Origin of the sequence: Methylococcus sp. EFPC2 (genome assembly GCF_016925495.1) — a bacterium.
Taxonomy (GTDB): Bacteria; Pseudomonadota; Gammaproteobacteria; order Methylococcales; family Methylococcaceae; genus EFPC2.
Genome location: NZ_CP070491.1, coordinates 1,850,194 through 1,867,712 on the forward strand (window position 1 = coordinate 1,850,194; position 17,519 = coordinate 1,867,712).

Below are 17,519 nucleotides of genomic sequence, written 5' to 3' on the forward strand. Positions count from 1 at the left end.
GTGCGGCGATGCCGATCCAGACGCTCGAAGACAGGTCTACAGAGGCCGGAATCATGACGAAACGAACTAAGCCGCCCATGAAGCACCTGGCCTGGGCCGTACTTCCGGCAGTGCTCTTCTCGAGCGCATGGAACGTGCTCTCCGACGAGAAACGCAGCCGGGGTCAACTGCTTTACGTCCCCGTTTATTCAGAAGTACCCTACGGCGACAAGGGACTGACCCTGAACCTGACAGCGACCCTGAGCCTGCGCAACACGGACAGCAAGCATCGGATCACCGTCGACAAGGTGGACTACTACAGTTCGACCGGAAAGCTGGTTCGGTCTTATCTGAGCAAGCCCGTTAGCCTGGAGCCCCTGGCCTCCGTCGAACACGTCGTCCGGGAGTCCGACCGCAGCGGCGGTATCAGCGCCAGCTTCCTGGTGGAATGGGAAAGCGCGGCCTCTGTATCCGTGCCCTACGTCGAGGTCTTGATGATCAACAGCACCTACAATCAGGGTATCGCTTTCAACAGCCCCGCCCGAGTGTTGGAGGAAAAACCATAACCCGCACCGTATTTGCTTCGCCGTGACTGCCGGCCTCGCGGTAGCGGCGGCAAACTCGCGTAACCCGACGCCGCAAGACTAGCTCCGACATGAACTCGCCCATCGACGAACCCGAATCTTATTGGCGGGAAAAATATCTGAGGCTCCTCAACAGCGGGGAAGCCTACCAACTCGACCAGGAACAGCGCGAGCAATTGCTGAGCAAGGCGGTGATCCGCCTGACTTATGCCGCAAGCGGTTTCGACCCGGCGCTGGACCCCCATCTGCTGGCGCTCCGCGAGGTGATGCGCAAGGAGTTGAAAACTTCGGACCTGCGTCAACAGCTCGACGCTTTGATGGATGCAATGATACGCGTCCCGCCTTCCGACCATTCCGATGCCGCGCGGGCCACCGGCCTGGAACTGTTGCGCTTCCTCAAATCGCCGCAGTTGGCCTACCGGGATGAAAAGGCGCTGGATGTCTTGCAGGAACGGATAGAATCGAACACCTTCGGCACCGAAGACCAGTTGTTTGCGGCCGTGGCCAAGCGGCTGAATGAACGTCCCGGGGAGGAAAGCCGGGGTTGGATGGGGCGCTTGCTCGGCGGGCACATCGACTCCTCGGCGGACGAAAGCAAGCTGCGTGGCCCCCTGGAAGGCCTGCTGAAAGCGGTCAGTGCGCCGGCCTCCCTGGAAAAGCGGAAAATCCAGTTGATAGAGCGAGTCAGTCACGGCGACGCCAACCTGATCGGCCTGCTCGACTCATCCGCAGCGTTGATTACCGAAATCGGCGCCGAACTGAGCAAAGAGCATCAAGCCTTGCACGAATTTCTCTCCGCCCTGAGCGCCAAGCTCGGCCAGTTGGAGGAAAAGACTTTCGAACTGCAGGCGCAGAACCAGGAGTCGGCGGAAATCCGCCGGACCCAAGGTGAGGCGGTCGGCGAAGAAGTGGCCGGCCTGCGGTCGGCAGCGCGTGATGAGACCGATTTGCTGAAGCTCAAGGATATCGTGGAAACCCGGCTGGATTTCGTCGCCACCCAACTGGAAGCGCATAAAAGTGAGGAAGAAGCCCGCTTCGCGGCGAGTCAGAAACAACTGCGGGACGTATCGCTAAGACTGGTATTGCTGGAGCAGGAATCCGACGACCTGCGCACCCGGCTTTCGCAGGCCCACGACATCGCGTATACCGATGCGTTGACCCGCTTGCCCAACCGCGCGGCCTACCAGGAACGGATCGAGCTGGAGGAAAAGCGCTGGCGCCGGTTCCGCCAGCCCATCAGCTTGGTGATCTGGGACATCGACCGCTTCAAGCAGATCAACGACCGCTTCGGCCACGCCTCGGGCGACAAGGCGCTGAGTTTCATCAGCCGCATCCTCATCAGCTCGGTGCGCAGCACGGATTTCGTCGCGCGCTACGGCGGCGAGGAATTCATCATGCTGCTGGTCGGCTCGGACGAGAACGACGCCATGGACGTGGCGGAAGAAATGCGCAAACGCATCGAAGAGTGCGAATTCACCACCCACGGCAAACGGGTATCCATCACCATCTCCTGTGGAATGAGCCAGTTCAAGGGCCAGGACCGCTACGAAGACGTGTTCGAACGGGCCGATCAGGCGCTCTACCAAGCCAAGCGCAAAGGCCGCAACCGCTGCGAACTCGCTCCGGTCAACCGCTAGACGGACGGTGCTCGACAGGAACTTGGGCAGGCCTGGGAATACCCTGACCGACTCCGCAACACCTTCGACTTAACCAAGCCCTCGGGTTGCGTTAGGGTCAGGCAGAGGCTGGCTTGCTTGTGAGCCCGAACGGAAATGTTATATAGTCACAGACGCGCTCGGGCCCGACGGCCGAGCATGAGCCTAGTGGCATCCTTTTAATTCGAGTGTCATGCCATTAGTTCTGCGAACCAGCACTCACCTTAGGGAGAACGACCCGTGCGCAAGCAGTTCCTCATTCTGGCAGCCTCGGCCGGCACCTTTGCCCTGTCCGTACAGGCGGAAAACCAGCCGATACAGGAACTGGAAGCGGTCGTCGTCACAGCCCCCTTGCGCGACAAGGCCACAGAATCGGCCGTGCCGGTCACGGTCCTGAAGGACGACGATCTGCGCCGGAAAATAGGCCATAGCATCGGCGAAACCTTGAAGCAGGAACTGGGCATCACCAGTCAATCATTCGGGCCCGGCGTGGGCACGCCGGTGATACGGGGACAAAGCGGCCCCCGCGTGCGCGTGCTGGCGAACGGCATCGGCAGCAACGATGCCTCCGCCGTCAGTCCCGACCATGCCACCAGCGTCGAACCCCTGCTGGCCGAACGCATCGAAGTGCTACGCGGACCCGCGACCCTGCTTTACGGCAGCGGCGCCATGGGCGGCGTGGTCAACGTCATCGATAACCGGATTCCGGGATTCCGGCCCGATAAGCTGTTCGGCGGCGCAGTGGAGCAACGCTACGACTCGGCTTCCGACGAAACCAGCACGGCCCTGAAGGCCGAAGGCGGGCAAGGCGAGTTTGCCTACCACCTCGACGGCTTTTACCGGGAGCGCAACAACCTCGATATCGGCGGCCGGGGCATCGATGTCGGCGCGGTGAGCGTCACCGATCCCTCGCTGAACGTCGTATCGAATCCCGAGGGGACTTTGCCCAATACCTGGGGACACGCCATCAGCGGCTCCGCCGGGGCTTCGTGGGTCGGCGAACCCGGTTTCGCCGGCGTTTCCATCAACCGCCTGGAAAACAACTACGGTATCGCCCCCGATGGAACCGGGGAAGAATTCGTCCGTATCGACCTCAGGCAAACCAAGTACGACTTCAAGAGCGAACTGGACCATCCCTTCGGCTTCGCCAAGGCTTTGCGCACGCGCCTGGGTTATACCGACTATCAACACACGGAAATCGCCAACGGTGCTCCCGGGGCGTTTTTCACCAACCAGTCCTACGAAGGCCGCGTCGAACTGACGCATGAGGATTGGGGGCCCGTACGAGGCGCCGTCGGATTTCAGGCCACCGCCAGCGATTTCAGCGCCACCGAGAAACTGACCGGAGCGACCATCGTCCCCCGCTCCCAGATCAACAGCTACGGTATTTTCGCAGTGGAATCCCTGGACTTCGGCTCGGTGACCTATCAGTTGGGGACACGCGTCGAGGAAACCACGCTGGCGCCGGAAGACGTAAAAGACCTGAGCTATACCCCAGTCAGCGCGTCCGCCTCCGCCCTGTGGAAAGTCGACCAAGGCAACCAGCTGAGCTTGGCCATCACCCGCTCCTCGCGCGCCCCTCAGGTACAGGAACTGCTCTCCAACGGATTTCACGACGCCACGCGCAGCTACGAGCGGGGTGACCTCAAGCTCAAGGAAGAGACCTCCTACAACCTGGATCTGGGCTACCGGTTCAAGTCCGACTGGATGCGGGCCGAGTTCGACCTGTTCCATAACTGGGCCACCGACTACATCTTCCAGCAACGCACGGGGGAATTCGTCGACGAGGAAGGCAATCCCTGCCAGGACGCTTGCGTGCCCGTGCTGACCAGCGCACAGGGTGAGGCGATCTTCAAAGGCTACGAAGCCAAGCTGGTTTTCCCGGTCATGGAAAACCGCTGGGGCCTGCTCGACCTGACTCTGTACAGCGATTACACGCGCGGCGAGTTCGTGCGGGGCGGCGACGTGCCGCGCATGCCGCCCCTGCGCTACGGCGTGCAGTTCGATCATACGGCGGACAAATGGACCAGTTATCTACGCCTGACGCGGGCCGAATCGCAACCGCACGGGGGCGAGCACGAAACGGCCACGGCCGCTTATCTGCTGCTGAACATCGGCACGCAATACCAGGTCGAGGCCTTCCACGACGCCAAGCTCACGGTGTTCGCCAAGGGCAATAACCTGCTCGACGACACCATCCGCAACTCCACCTCCTATCTGCGCAATTTCGCCCCGGAAGCCGGACGCGGAGCCGAGGTGGGCCTGCGCATCAGCTATTGATCCGGGCCCCGCGGCAGGGCCGCCCTCCTTGCCGAAGAGTATGTGTATAATCCGCCCGGCTCGCCGCGAGATATCGCATTAAGCAGCCGAGAACCCGCGCCGTGCCAGCCGCGCGGGTTTTTTGTCGTGACTCGGACCCGCCCCCAGCCAATGACCCAATTGACACTCTATGGAACCGCAGGCTGTCACCTGTGCGAAGAAGCCTGGAGCCAACTCGAAGCCTTGTCGGAAATACGCAGCAAGCAGCCGGCGATTCGTGTAGTCGACATCGCCGACGAGCCTGAATGGATGGAGCGATACGGCCTTACGATTCCCGTATTACGAGACGAAACCAGCGGCAGAGAGCTGAACTGGCCCTTTCAGCCGGAAGATCTGCGGCGATTCATTTCAAGCGCCTTAATCAACCAGCCCGGAGATCCCGCCATGACTCAACCCTTCCGCATCGAAAAAGACAGCATGGGCGAACTCCGAGTACCCGCGGACGCCCTCTATGCCGCGCAGACCCAGCGCGCCGTGGAAAATTTTCCCATCAGCGGCATCGCCATGCCCGCCGAATTCATCCGTGCGGTAGCCCTGATCAAGCAAAACGCCGCGGGTGTCAATCGCAGCCTGGGCCTGCTGGACAACGATCTCAGCCGGGCGATCGAGGCGGCGGCGGCCGAAATTGTCGACGGGCGGCATCTGGAACACTTCCCCATCGACGTGTTTCAGACCGGATCCGGCACCAGCACCAACATGAACGTCAACGAGGTGATCGCCACCCTCGCCTCGCGGCTCGCTGGCCGGATGGTCAGCGCCAACGACCATGTGAACATGGGGCAGAGTTCCAACGACACCATTCCCACCGCGATCCACGTCAGCGCCGCCCTCGCCTGCCATCGAGACCTGATCCCGGCCCTGGAGCATTTGCAAGCCACGATAGCCTACAAGGCCCGCTCGCTCGACGGCATCGTCAAGACCGGGCGCACCCATTTGATGGACGCCATGCCCATACGCCTGAGCCAGGAACTCGACGGCTGGGCGCAACAGATCGGCAACGGGGTGGAGCGCGTCCGTTCAGGCCTGGTGCGCATCTACCGCCTGGCTCAAGGCGGCACCGCCGTGGGCACCGGCATCAATGCCCACCCGGAATTCGCCGGCAAGCTGGCCGAAGCCCTGGCCGACGCCACCGGCCTTCCTTTCCAGCCCAATGCCTCGTTCTTCGAGAGCCTGAGCAGCCAGGACGCGGCCGTGGAGCTGTCCGGTCAGCTCAAGACGGTGGCGGTCGGCCTCATGAAGATCGCCAACGACCTGCGCTGGATGAACTCGGGCCCCTTGGCCGGCCTCGGCGAAATCGAACTGCCCGCCCTGCAGCCCGGTTCCAGCATCATGCCCGGCAAGGTGAATCCGGTGATACCGGAAGCCGCCGCCATGGTCGCCGCCCAGATCATCGGCAACGATGCGACCATCACCGTGGCCGGTCAATCCGGCAATTTCCAGCTCAATGTGATGCTGCCGGTCATCGCCCACAATCTGCTGCAAAGCATCGCGCTGCTCGCCAACGTCTCGCGCCTGCTGGCGGACAAGGCGATCGCCGACTTCACGGTGCGGGAAGACAACCTGAGCCGGGCGCTCGCCCTCAATCCCATCCTGGTCACGGCCCTGAACCCCATCATCGGCTATGCCAAGGCGGCCGAAATCGCCAAGACCGCCTACAAGACCCAGCGGCCCGTCATCGACGTCGCGGTCGAAATGACCGGCATGCCGGCCGACGAACTGAAACGCCTGCTGGACCCGGCCAAGCTGACGCAAGGCGGGATACAAGCCTGATCGGAGCGTACTTCAGTTCTCCGTCCGGCGCCCCACCTTGCGCCGGGCCTGGAGCACGTTGTGGACCTGCTCCAGTTTATCGAGGGCCATGCTGAGCTGTCCGATGTCGCTGACCTCCAGCGTGATCGCCATGGTGACCGACTGGTTGTGCGTGTCGGTGCGCGTGTCGGTGCGCAGGATATTGATATGCTCCTGGGCGAGGATATGGGTCACGTCTTTCAGCAAGCCTTTGCGATCGATGGCCTGAACCTCGATTTCAACGGGGAAGGTCGTGGCCTCCTCGCCCCAACCCACCTCGATCAGGCGCGCCTGCTTGTGTACGGGCAGATTCAGGATGTTCTCGCAGTCCTGCCGATGGATGGCCACCCCACGGCCTACCGTGATGTAACCGATGATGGGCGTGCCCGGCGTGGGCTGACAGCACGTGGCGAAATGGGTCAGGAGATTGCGCACACCCTGCACGGTCACCTGATCCGGTTCCACCGTCGCGGGAAACTCGTGTTTGCGCGTAGCCGGCTGGACGGGAGCGGTATGGAACCCCGGTACCTGCAAGGTCGCCGCCAACTGGGCCTGACCGATTTCGGCGCGGCCTATGGCCAGCAGCAAGTCGTCCGGACGCGACAGATGAAAGTGACGGGCCAACTCGTCCAGATCGCTGTCTCTTAATCCCGGCAGGCCCAACTTGTGGCGCTCCCGCTCGAGCAGGGCGCGCCCGGCACGCAGATGCTTCTCGTGGTCCTGCTGCTTGAACCACTGCTTGATTTTGCTGCGCGCATTCGGGGTCGAAACATAACCCATGTGCGGATCCAACCATCCCAGGCTGGGCCCGCCGTGTTTGGCGGTGAGAATCTCGACTTTCTCCCCCGAATTAAGTGCGTGGCTCAGCGGGACGATATGCCCGTTCACCTTGGCTCCTCGGCAACGGTGGCCAATTTCGGAGTGGATGGCGTAAGCGAAATCCAGGGGCGTCGCGCCTTTCTTGAGCCGGATGACCTGGCCTTTGGGGGTGAGCACGAAAATCTGGTCGGCGAAGAGTTCGGAGCGGAAATCTTCCAGCAGCGCTTGATCGTCGTTCCGGCTGTCCAGCAGGCGACGCAAGGAATTGATGCTGCGATCCAGCGCCGCGTCCTGCTTGCCGCCTTCCTTGTAGCGCCAATGGGCGGCCACGCCGTGTTCGGCGAAGTCGTGCATTTCGCGGGTGCGTATCTGCACTTCGACGGAGCGCCCCTCCGGACCGACCACCACGGTATGCAGCGACTGGTAGCCGTTGTCCTTGGGGTTGGCGATATAGTCATCGAACTCCTTGGGGACATGCAGCCATTCGTTGTGGACGATGCCCAGAACCGCATAACAACTCGCCGGTTTGTCGACTATCACCCGGACGGCCAGGAGGTCGTACAAGTCATCCAGGGCCAGGTGCTTGCGCCGCATCTTGCTCCAGATACTGAACAAATGCTTGGGCCGCCCATAGATCTGGGCGTCTATGCCGTTGTCCTTCAGCGCCTTGTCCAGCAGGGCAATGAAATGGCCTATGTATTTTTCCCGCTCCGCCCGCTTGCCATCGAGGGAGGTGGCCAGATTCTTATATGCATCCGGCTCCAGATAGCGGAAAGACAAATCCTCCAGTTCCCATTTCAACTGCCCCAGACCCAATCGGTTGGCGAGCGGGGAAAAGAGATCCAGGGTCTCCCGCGCGATACGATAACGCACGCTGGGGTCCTGTTCGTGCTTGAGCGAGCGCAAACGCTGCAGACGATAGGCCAGCTTGACGAGCACCGCGCGTACATCGTTGACCACCGCCAGCAACATGCGGCGCAGCAATTCGGCCTGTTCCGGTTCGCAAACCTCCGCCGTGTATTCGTTGAAGGTGTTCAGCCAGTTGACCTTTTGCACCAAACTGGCCACCGGCTCCCCGAACTGGGACTTGATGGACTCTTCGGCCAGATTCTCGCGCAGCCAGGGATCGCTGAGCAGGGCCGCCTGCACCGTGAGCGCGTCGACCCCCAAGCCCAGCAGGATGTGCGCTACATCCAGGCCACGCGGGCGTTGCTGCGGGTCGCGATCGCGCGCCATGACGGCGTGGCGCACGGCCTCGGCCAAGCGCGTCCTTTCCCGGGAAGAAAAACCTGCGGCGAGCTTTTCCAGAAGCTCGTCGTGAGAGTGCGACGAAATATCGCGTTCGTAGAGGCTGTGTTTCATTGTTTTACACAGGTAATGTGGCCGATTCGACTAGAACTATAGGCTAGGCAAATCGTGGGCCACATCGGGCGGCGGCGGCTTATCAATTCATCGATAGCAGGTCCGGCGCGGGTTTACCGATGTGGTAGCCCTGCGCGTAGTCCACGCCGTAATCCATCAGCAAGCGGACGATGGCCTCGTTTTCCACGAATTCCGCGACCGTCTTTTTGCCATAGGCGCGGGCCATCTCGACCATGGCGCGGACGGAAATCTGATCGTCCCGGTTGTCCGGTAAATTGCGGATGAAAGCGCCGTCGATCTTAATGCAGTCCACGGAAAACTGCTTAAGATAATAAAAGGAAGCGAAACCGCTGCCGAAATCGTCCAAGGCCAGAACACAGCCCCATTCGCGCAGCGTATTCACGAAAGCGCGCGCTTCGTTGAAATCCGCGACGGCGGCCGTTTCCGTGATTTCGAAGATCACCCTCGAAGGATCGACGGCGCTGCTTTGCAGCAGTCCGCGCAGGTCTTCCAGGAGTTGTGTGTCGCCGATGCTGGCGCCGGACAAATTGATCGCCAGCCCGATGCCTTGCGCCTCGGGAGGCATGCTCGCCAGTTTTTTCAAACTATTGCGCACGACCCATCGATCCAGCTCGCCGATCAGGCCGCTGCGCTCGGCGACTTCCAGGAAATCCCCCGGCGTCGAAATCGATCCGTCCTCATTCCGCAAGCGCAGCAACACTTCGTAGTGACTCAGTTTATTGTCGGACAAGCGCACCACCGGCTGATAAAAAAGCACGAAATGGTCGTGGGCGATGCCCTGCTTGATGCGCTCCTCCCAACTCACCCAGTCATACATGCGTTCCCGCGCTTTCTCTTCGGCCGAGAACAGATGCCAGCCTGCCCGTTTGTTGCTTTTGGCCTGAAACATCGCGATGTCGGCATTGACCAACAACTCGCGCGCATCCCGGCCATGCTCGGGAAACAAGGCGATGCCTACGCTGGCGGTCACGCGATATCCGCTGGCGGTATCCATCCGGAAGTCCATCAACGCCTGGATCACCCGCTCGGCCAGGGATATTGCCTGCTCGCGATCCACATTCAGGGTCGCGAGCGCGAACTCGTCTCCGCCGAGTCGACCCACCTCGCCGAGCGTAGGAACTTGGCCGAGCAAGGATTTCAGCTCGTTGGCCACCTGGGTCAGCAAATCGTCTCCCGCCTGGTGTCCGGCGATATCATTCAAATATTTGAAGCGGTCCAGGTCGAGGTAGAGCAAGGCGCCTTCAATGTGCAGGCGTTGCGCCATATCGAGCATGCGCTCCAAGGCATCCTGAAACCCGCGCCGGTTGAGCGTATCGGTCAAGGGGTCGTGTGCCTGGAGATAATTGAGGTGACGCTCGTTGCGTTTGCGCTCGGAGATGTCCAGCCCCACCGAGAGCAAGGCCGCTTCGCCCAATGCCGCCCCGCTCAGACGGGTATGCACCCAGGAAATCTCGTGTTTCGCGTTCTCTCCAAAGGCATTCATGGCGGATTCGTGCCGCCAGTGCCGCGTCTGACCGGCGATGATTTCACGCAGACGGCCGTACATGTCGATCGCGGCATCCGGCAGCAAGACGGAATTGAGCAAGGGCAGCCCGATCACATCGGTTTCCGAGTAACCGGTCAGCTTGCGCCCGTATTGATTGAGGGTGAGCAGGCAGCCGGCCTGATCCGACGTGGCGATGATCACCTCGGCGTGTTCGAGCAGATTGTCGGCAAACTCCTTTTCCAGCGTGATCTCACGCAAAGCCGCGCGCAACGATTGGGTACGCTCTTCGACTTGGTGCTCCAGTTGTTCGAGACGCTCGGAAAGGGCTATGGCCGTGTTATCGAGCAAATCGATTTCATCGAAAAATCGCTCGCCTTTACGCGGATGCACGATGCGGCGCAAGCGCTCGAATTCGCTGCGTCCCAGCAGGGGAATGGCATGAGCGGTGCGCAGGATGCGGTCCAGGTGCCGCCCCAGGGAAACGTAGATGAGCACCATGGACGAAGCCGTCGAAAGCAAGGCGGCCAATAGCGAACGCCAAACGGCGCGATCGATATCGGCGAGGCCGGCGCTGATGTCTTCCAGCACCAAGATGCGCATGCCGGGCGCCCGATTCTCGGGGCTCAAGCCGATCTGGCCCACCTCATAAACCCCGTCCTGCGTTGTTAACCGCTGGGGCTGCTGAGCCAGTTGCGAGAGGGGGATTTCGCTCGCCAATCGCTGCAGCAAGACGTGATTACGTTCGCGGTTCGATGCCGCTTCGAGCTTCAAGCCCCATGGCCCCACGAGGCCGTCCTCCTCCGCACGATTCGGCTCGGCCAATACGGCGATATCCGCGGCAGCCGTATCGTGAAAGGTAAGCACCGTATCTGCCAGCGACGCGCCCACGGCGAACATACCGGTCATGCGGCTTTGCGCCAGCACAGGCGCCAGGGCCCGGATGCCACACTGAACGGTACAGTCTACGAAGCTGCTGGGGGTTTCATTCCTGCGCACGCTCTCTTGAACCTGTTGCCAGGCCGGCGAGGCCAGGACGACATTCATGTCCTCTCCACCGGTCCATTGCGCTCGCAATATCCCGGAATACTCCACATACAAGGCGTCGGACAAGCCCATGTCGAGTTGAAAAGCCGACCAGAACTGGTCGAAACGGAGTTTGAACGCCTCCAGATCGTCCTTGCCGAGATCGTCCCGGACATGGGACAGTGCCGGCAGGGCCGCGGCGACTTGTTCGAGATGCTTGCGCTGCTGACGGATCAAGCCGTTGATTTGCTGCTCGTACCGTGCCATGGCCATGAAGCGGCTTTCCTGATGACGGTCGAGCAGGTACAAGCGGAACAACTGGGCGAACAGCACGCTGAGCGGAAGCGAGAGCAGCAGCAGGAGTATGATGAGTTTCCAGCGCAAGCTGAAGCGCGGCTGCCGGAGGAGCTCGCGACGCGCTGACCTTGGTTGCAAGGTGTGCGGTTCCATCGTAGTCAAAAGCGGTAGGAACCCAACAGGATCACCATATCCCAACGCCTTTCCAGGTCCCGCCGATCGGGATTGTCCAGCGGCGATAACCACACGGTGCCATCGACGTGGTGATATTCCGCCCGCAACATTAAGGATGACGTCACATCAAACCTCAGGCCGGCGACGACATCCTGAGCGTAACGGGTATGCGCAGGTGCACCGGTAAGCTCATGGTAGCGGTGGCCATAGGGGTCATCCATATCGCTGTGCGCTTGATCATAACGCAACATAAGCTCCCACTTCGGCAGGAAACGGTATTGCCCCATGACATACCAGTTCTCCGCCGTCGCGCGTATGGACGGCCGTCCCGATATATCGAGCTGAGTGTAGCGTTGAGAATATTCAGTCGTGAGCGTAAGTTTCTCGCCCGCATATTGCAGTGACAATATCCAGGGATCGAGGCTTAAGGTTTGACGGGGTATCCGCTCGTCGGCGGCAGGGGTGTAGGTTTGCTTCAGAGAAAAATAGGAAACGCCCCCTCGCCAACGGCCATCCTCCGTTTCATAAAGCACGCGGAATCCCGGTGTCATGCGGTCCTGGAGCAAGTCTCCCCGTCCCCTGACGCCGGTCAACGCCGCCTTGGTGCTGTCATCGTTGGTCGGCAAATCCGTCAAGGCGAACCTGATGTCTAAGTGACCTCCGGGCACTTCGACCTCGCTGTACAAATGGACCCCGTCTCCGGAAAGCGCGAAACGACGGGTCCGGTCGAAATAGATCGGTTGCGGCAATATGGCACCCGGCCGGGTGAACGCCACGTCGCGGGTTTCGGTATAAAAACCGAACGGATTCTTGACCCGGCCGGCGCGGACGCCGAAACGCAGGTTTTCATCGTTGTACAGGTTGATATCGGCCAGGGCGAAGTCCAGCCAGGGCTCCCCTTCGTCCATCTTGCCAGCCCAGCGCGACATGCCTTGGGCTGCAAGACGCAAGCGACTGAACGGTTGAAGCGACAAGTTCAATCCCACTTCACGAAAGTCGGGACTGAATTGGTTATGGCTATCGCCATAAAAATTATTGGCAGTGGTGTACACGGCGCCCTGAGTCAGGTAACCATGCAGTTGAACCTTGCCGTTGATCCATTCGAAGGCCAAGGCGGGTGCCGCCGATAGCCACAGCCCCGCCAAGGCGATCAGCCCCAACGTAAGCCGCCGGATGCGACTATTTGATTTCAAGCAAACGGACTTTCTTGGCATCGAGCTTGTCCTTGGAAAGATAACCGACCGAGCCGGGCGTTTCGGTGACACGCGTCAGCATCTCCTCTTCCGAGCTCACTTCGATCGGCGCCTGGCCGGTACCGGAAAAAACCTGCCGGTCCCAGGCGATACGCAATTGCTGCGGGAACACGTCGAGCACCGTCTTGGCAAAACTGGCGTGCAGGGGATGGCCATCGGGCAAAACGAAAACCGTGGTACCCCCGTCCCCCGGCCATTGAGGCACTCGCATGCCGAATAGGGCACGAGCGAAATTGCGCGTGACAAATGTCGCGGGGACGGTCGGATGCGTTATGACCACGACATCCGCTGCCCGAGCATTGAAGTGGAAGAACAGCAACAAGAGTGGCAGTAGATTACGCGGCATCGGCCAAGAGTAGATCCATCTCAAAAATTTGCAGGCATTGTCGCCACGCGGTGACTACCGCGGCAATAAGGAAGAGACCTAGTTGGCCGGAACCGCGCGCAACATCACTCCCTGGAACCATACCGGCCGGCCAGCCGCGCGTAATCTTCCAGCGCCAGTGTCTCGGCCCTGGCCGTCGGGTCGACACCGAGATCGCGCAACTCATCCGCGCTGAAGAGTGCACTGAGTGCGTTGCGCAAGGTCTTGCGGCGCTGGGCGAATGCCGCCGTGACGACCCGTCCAAGGGCGACGGGATCCGCCTCGACCGGCGGACGCGCATGGGGAATCAAGCGCACCACCGCCGACATGACCTTGGGCGGAGGATAGAAGCTATCCGGTGGAACGTCCATCAGGCACTCCATGGCGCAGTGGTATTGTGCCATGATGCTCAGCCTCCCATAGTCGGAATCGCCCGGCGAAGCGCATAGCCGGTCAACCACTTCCTTTTGCAGCATGAAATGCATGTCCGATATCGACTGTGCCTGACCGAAAAGATGGAACAGCAACGGCGTCGAGATGTTGTAAGGCAGGTTGCCGACGACGCGGAGCTTCTCGCCTTTGCTCAGTGCGGCGAAATCGAACTTGAGGGCGTCGCCCGAGTGGATGCGCAACTTATCCGAGCCGGCGTAACGCTCCTTGAGCCTGACCACCAGATCACGATCCAGTTCGACGACGTCCAGGCGGCCGCATTCGGCCAATAAGGCGCTGGTCAGCGCTCCCTGCCCCGGCCCGATTTCCACCAGATGCTCATCCTCGCGCGGCCCTATGGCTGCAACGATGGCATAGATGACGTGCTGATCGCGCAGGAAATTCTGCCCGAAGCGCTTGCGCGGCTGATGACTCATGCCCACCTCCCCTCTCCTTGCGCGGCATTTCCGGCCATTTGCACGGCCATACGCAACGCGGCCCCCAGGCTGCCCGCATCCGCCCGTCCGCTGCCGGCCAAATCCAGTGCCGTCCCGTGATCGACCGAGGTGCGAATCAGCGGCAGTCCCAGGGTGACGTTGACCGCTTTGCCGAAACCCGCGTATTTGAGCACCGGCAAGCCCTGATCGTGGTACATGGCCAACACCGCATCGGCATTTTGCAGATACTTGGGCAAAAACAGGGTATCGGCCGGCAATGGACCCTGGAGATCATAACCTTGCCCTCGCAAGGCTGCCAGAACCGGTTCCATAACCTCGACTTCCTCCGTCCCCAGATGCCCGCCTTCTCCCGCGTGGGGATTGAGCCCACACACCAGGATACGCGGACTGACCACCCCGAATCGCTCGCGCAGCTCACCGTGCAGAATGCGGATGACGGCGTCTAGGCGATCCCGCGTAATGGCGGCGCTGACATCCCTGAGTGGCAGATGGGTGGTCACCAGAGCCACTCTGAGCCCTTCCGTGGCCAACATCATGACGGGGTGACCGCCGCTGATTCCGGCGATGAACTCCGTGTGTCCGGTGAAAGGCATGCCCGCCTCGTTGATGATGCCTTTGTGCACGGGTGCCGTGACCATTGCGTCGAAGCGACCTCGCAAACAGGCGCGCACGGCGGCCTCCAGTGTTTCCAGCACGTAGAGGCCATTCGCGGTATCGAGCCGGCCGGGCTGCACCCCCACGGCGCGGCCGACCGGCCAAACCGGGAGCGTGCCTGCGACGTGCGGACGGAAACTCGCATCGTCAACATCGACTTCCCGTATCTGAACGTCCCAGCCCAGAACTTCGCTGCGTGCGCGCAGTATCTGGGGGTCCGCCGCCACGACCAGCTCGCAGGGCCACGCTTGCCGGGCGATAGCCAGACAAAGGTCGGGGCCGATGCCGGCGGGCTCGCCGGCGGTCAACACGATGCGCGTTCGATGCACTCAGTGAGCTCCCGTCCGGCCTGCAGGGACGCGGCTGGGGTCTATACCCATCGCGCGGTCAGCGGAACGCAGCGTCCGACGGGGCTTGGGAGGCGAAAGCGTCATACGAATTCGAATAGTCACGGAACGAAACAAGCGGCTTTTAAGGAGGCGCGAATTGTAGCACCGGACGAACATCCGGGGTTTTGCTCGCTATCGTCCGCCCTGGGCTCCATCCGCATCCGGGCGGGCATTCCAATACCGTCCGTGCGCCCGTCGATAGCTCACCGGTTCGTCCTCGGCGTCTTTTGCTCCGACATCGACCCGAATGGCTCCGGCATCCGCGGTGCTCATCGCCGTTCCTCCTATCTTGCGGTAACGGGCCAGCACGTCGGGATGGGGAAAGCCGTATCGGTTGCGGTAACCGGCCGGTATCAGAACGATGCGGGGCTGAACCCGCTGCAAAAACTCCGGAGTCGAAGACGTTTTACTGCCGTGATGCGGGGCGACGAGGACGCCACTGCGCAGACCGGCGCCATAGCGTCGAACCAGGGCCGATTCCGCCGCACCCTCGATATCGCCGGTCAACAGGATTTGCCGCCCATGGGCACGTACGCTCAATACACAGGAGTTGTCGTTTTCCTTTTCGAATATCTCGAGCGGGCCGAGCATGCGGAAAGACACGCCATCCATGTCCCAGTCCTGGCCCGCCGCACACGGTAAAGCGCCGGGCAGTCTGTCGGGCACGCTGCTGTAGATCGAACCCACCGGCACGCGGCTGATCAGGCTATCCGCCCCGCCGATATGGTCGTTGTCGCCGTGACTGACCACCAGCACATCGATACTGCCCAGGCCTTCGTGCCGCAAGAACGGTTCGATGACCGCCGATCCCATCGCGAAGTCCGGCCCCAGGCGTGCGCCGGTGTCGAATACCAGCGCATGACGAGCGGTTTGCACCACGGCGGCGAGTCCCTGGCCCACATCCAAAAGCGTGAGACGCACATCGCCGTAGGCAGGACCTTGAGGCTGGACCGTCCAGGCGGGCAGCAACATGACCGCCCCCAACCAGCGCCCCGGCAAGCCGCGCGGCAGGAACAACAGGACCGTCCCGGGCAGGGCCAAGGCGAGCGTCCAAACGGGCGGGCTGGAATGTACCCACTGCGCACCGGGCACGGCCGACATCAGCTCCAGGACTTTCCAGGCCGCTTGCAGCAGATGCTCGGCCGAACCGAGCAGCCATAAGCCACCTACGGGAAAAATCAGCAAGAACAGCGTGGCCAGCAGGCAGAGCGGGATGGCGATGAGCCCCAAAACCGGCACCGCCAGGAGGTTGGCCAGGGGAGAAATCAAGGATACCTGCTGGAAAAACAGCAACAACAGGGGCGACAAGCCGAGAGCGGCCACTGCATTGATGCGCCAAAGCGCGGACCAGAACCTCGGTGGATGCAAGCGTCCCCCGACGATCAGTACGATCAAGGCAACCGCACCGAACGACAGCCAGAATCCCGGAGCCAACACCGCCATCGGGTCGTAAAGGCAGACGACCAGCAACGCCAGGGCCAGCGTGTGCCAAGAACGCAAGGGGCGGTGCAATATCACGCCCCCCATGACCAGCGCGATCATGATCAATGCCCGCTGGGTCGGAATGGCGAAGTCGGCCAATGCCGAATAGAAAAACGCCGACAGGAAAGCGGCCCAGGCGGCCACGCCGGGTGGCGACCAGCGCTGCAGGCCGAACCGGGTGGCAATTTTCTTCACCAGCACAAAACACCAGGCCGCGACGAGTCCGATATGCGAGCCGGATATGGCCACCAGATGTGCCGTGCCCGTCCGTCGCAACACCTCCCATTGTGACGGCATGATGTCGTCTTCGACACCCAGGGTGAGCGCCTTGATGATGCCGCGCAAAGGACTCCAGGCCAGACCCGCATCAAGCCTATCGGCCAATGCCTGCCGCCACGCCGCGACAGCGTGAGTCGCATCCGCCGGACCCAGCCTCGCGTTCCCGGGATCCTCGCGGACATAGCCCGTGGCCCGTATGCCCCGCGCGTACAGCCATTCTTCGTAATCCAGGCCGCCGGGGTTGAAATAAGCATGCGGCCGTCTCAAACGTACCCGCAGTCGCCAATGCTCGCCCGCCTTGGGCAAAACATCGGACCGGTACCAGTTCAGGCGCACGGTCTCCGGAACCCTCGCGGCGGCCGCACGCGGGTCGAGCCGAAAATCGAAACGCACAACCCCGTCCCGCGTGCGCGGCAGGTCGAGTATTTGCCCTTCGACCTGCAGGTCTATTCCCTCGAATTGTGGCGGGAGGGCGTCGCGGAGTCCGATCCACCCGTAAACCGAAGCCCAAAGGAAGCCGAACAGAAAACAGGCGATGCATTTGGACCGTCTTCCGACAAGCAAGACGGCAATGCCGGTGAACAAAATGACGGCGGGAGGCGGCAACTCGGCGAGCTGCTGCACGGCGAGTATGCCCGCAACCGTGGATAATGCGCGGGCGACGAAGGTGGACCGTCGAATGTCATTCAACTTTCAAAGTCCAG

General features: G+C 61.5%; 11 protein-coding genes. 4 read left to right on the top strand and 7 right to left on the bottom strand.

The window, feature by feature from the left end:
- The first annotated feature begins 53 nt into the window (after nt 1-53).
- From JWZ97_RS07690 to JWZ97_RS07705, 4 genes are all read left to right on the top strand, one after another.
- Entirely contained in the window at nt 54-545 is a 492-nt protein-coding gene (locus JWZ97_RS07690; RefSeq protein WP_205434189.1) for a DUF3124 domain-containing protein, read from the top strand.
- Nucleotides 546-634: 89 nt separating this feature from the next.
- On the top strand, nt 635-2,200 hold the full coding sequence (locus JWZ97_RS07695; protein ID WP_205434190.1) for a GGDEF domain-containing protein: 1,566 nt from the start codon (nt 635-637) through the stop codon (nt 2,198-2,200).
- Between the two features lie 258 nt (nt 2,201-2,458).
- Entirely contained in the window at nt 2,459-4,498 is a 2,040-nt protein-coding gene (locus tag JWZ97_RS07700) for a TonB-dependent receptor (RefSeq protein WP_205434191.1), read from the top strand.
- A 150-nt stretch (nt 4,499-4,648) separates the two neighbouring features.
- Entirely contained in the window at nt 4,649-6,307 is a 1,659-nt protein-coding gene (locus tag JWZ97_RS07705) for an aspartate ammonia-lyase (RefSeq protein ID WP_205434192.1), read from the top strand.
- 12 nt (nt 6,308-6,319) lie between these two features.
- Here the strand turns inward: JWZ97_RS07705 and JWZ97_RS07710 are convergent, their stop codons facing one another.
- The 7 genes from JWZ97_RS07710 to JWZ97_RS07740 form a co-directional block, all read right to left on the bottom strand.
- Nucleotides 6,320-8,506 carry a bifunctional (p)ppGpp synthetase/guanosine-3',5'-bis(diphosphate) 3'-pyrophosphohydrolase gene (locus JWZ97_RS07710; RefSeq protein WP_205434193.1) on the bottom strand — a complete coding sequence of 729 codons (2,187 nt, stop codon included), beginning with the start codon at nt 8,504-8,506 and terminating at the stop codon, nt 6,320-6,322.
- A gap of 82 nt (nt 8,507-8,588) precedes the next feature.
- Nucleotides 8,589-11,420 carry an EAL domain-containing protein gene (locus JWZ97_RS07715; protein ID WP_205434194.1) on the bottom strand — a complete coding sequence of 944 codons (2,832 nt, stop codon included), beginning with the start codon at nt 11,418-11,420 and terminating at the stop codon, nt 8,589-8,591.
- A gap of 71 nt (nt 11,421-11,491) precedes the next feature.
- Nucleotides 11,492-12,700 (bottom strand): hypothetical protein, encoded by a 1,209-nt coding sequence (locus JWZ97_RS07720; RefSeq protein ID WP_205434195.1) that lies wholly within the window; start codon nt 12,698-12,700, stop codon nt 11,492-11,494.
- Nucleotides 12,687-13,106 (bottom strand): hypothetical protein, encoded by a 420-nt coding sequence (locus tag JWZ97_RS07725; protein WP_205434196.1) that lies wholly within the window; start codon nt 13,104-13,106, stop codon nt 12,687-12,689. The genes JWZ97_RS07720 and JWZ97_RS07725 overlap by 14 nt, the downstream gene beginning before the upstream one ends.
- A 104-nt stretch (nt 13,107-13,210) precedes the next feature.
- Nucleotides 13,211-13,990: a 16S rRNA (adenine(1518)-N(6)/adenine(1519)-N(6))-dimethyltransferase RsmA gene (gene rsmA / locus JWZ97_RS07730; RefSeq protein ID WP_205434197.1), complete on the bottom strand. Its 780-nt coding sequence runs from the start codon at nt 13,988-13,990 to the stop codon at nt 13,211-13,213.
- Nucleotides 13,987-14,994: a 4-hydroxythreonine-4-phosphate dehydrogenase PdxA gene (gene pdxA, locus JWZ97_RS07735; RefSeq protein ID WP_240342532.1), complete on the bottom strand. Its 1,008-nt coding sequence runs from the start codon at nt 14,992-14,994 to the stop codon at nt 13,987-13,989. Before pdxA ends, rsmA begins: the two co-directional genes overlap by 4 nt.
- Before the next feature lie 192 nt (nt 14,995-15,186).
- Nucleotides 15,187-17,505, bottom strand: coding sequence for a DNA internalization-related competence protein ComEC/Rec2 (locus JWZ97_RS07740; protein WP_240342533.1), 2,319 nt, complete (start codon nt 17,503-17,505; stop codon nt 15,187-15,189).
- Nucleotides 17,506-17,519 lie beyond the last annotated feature (14 nt).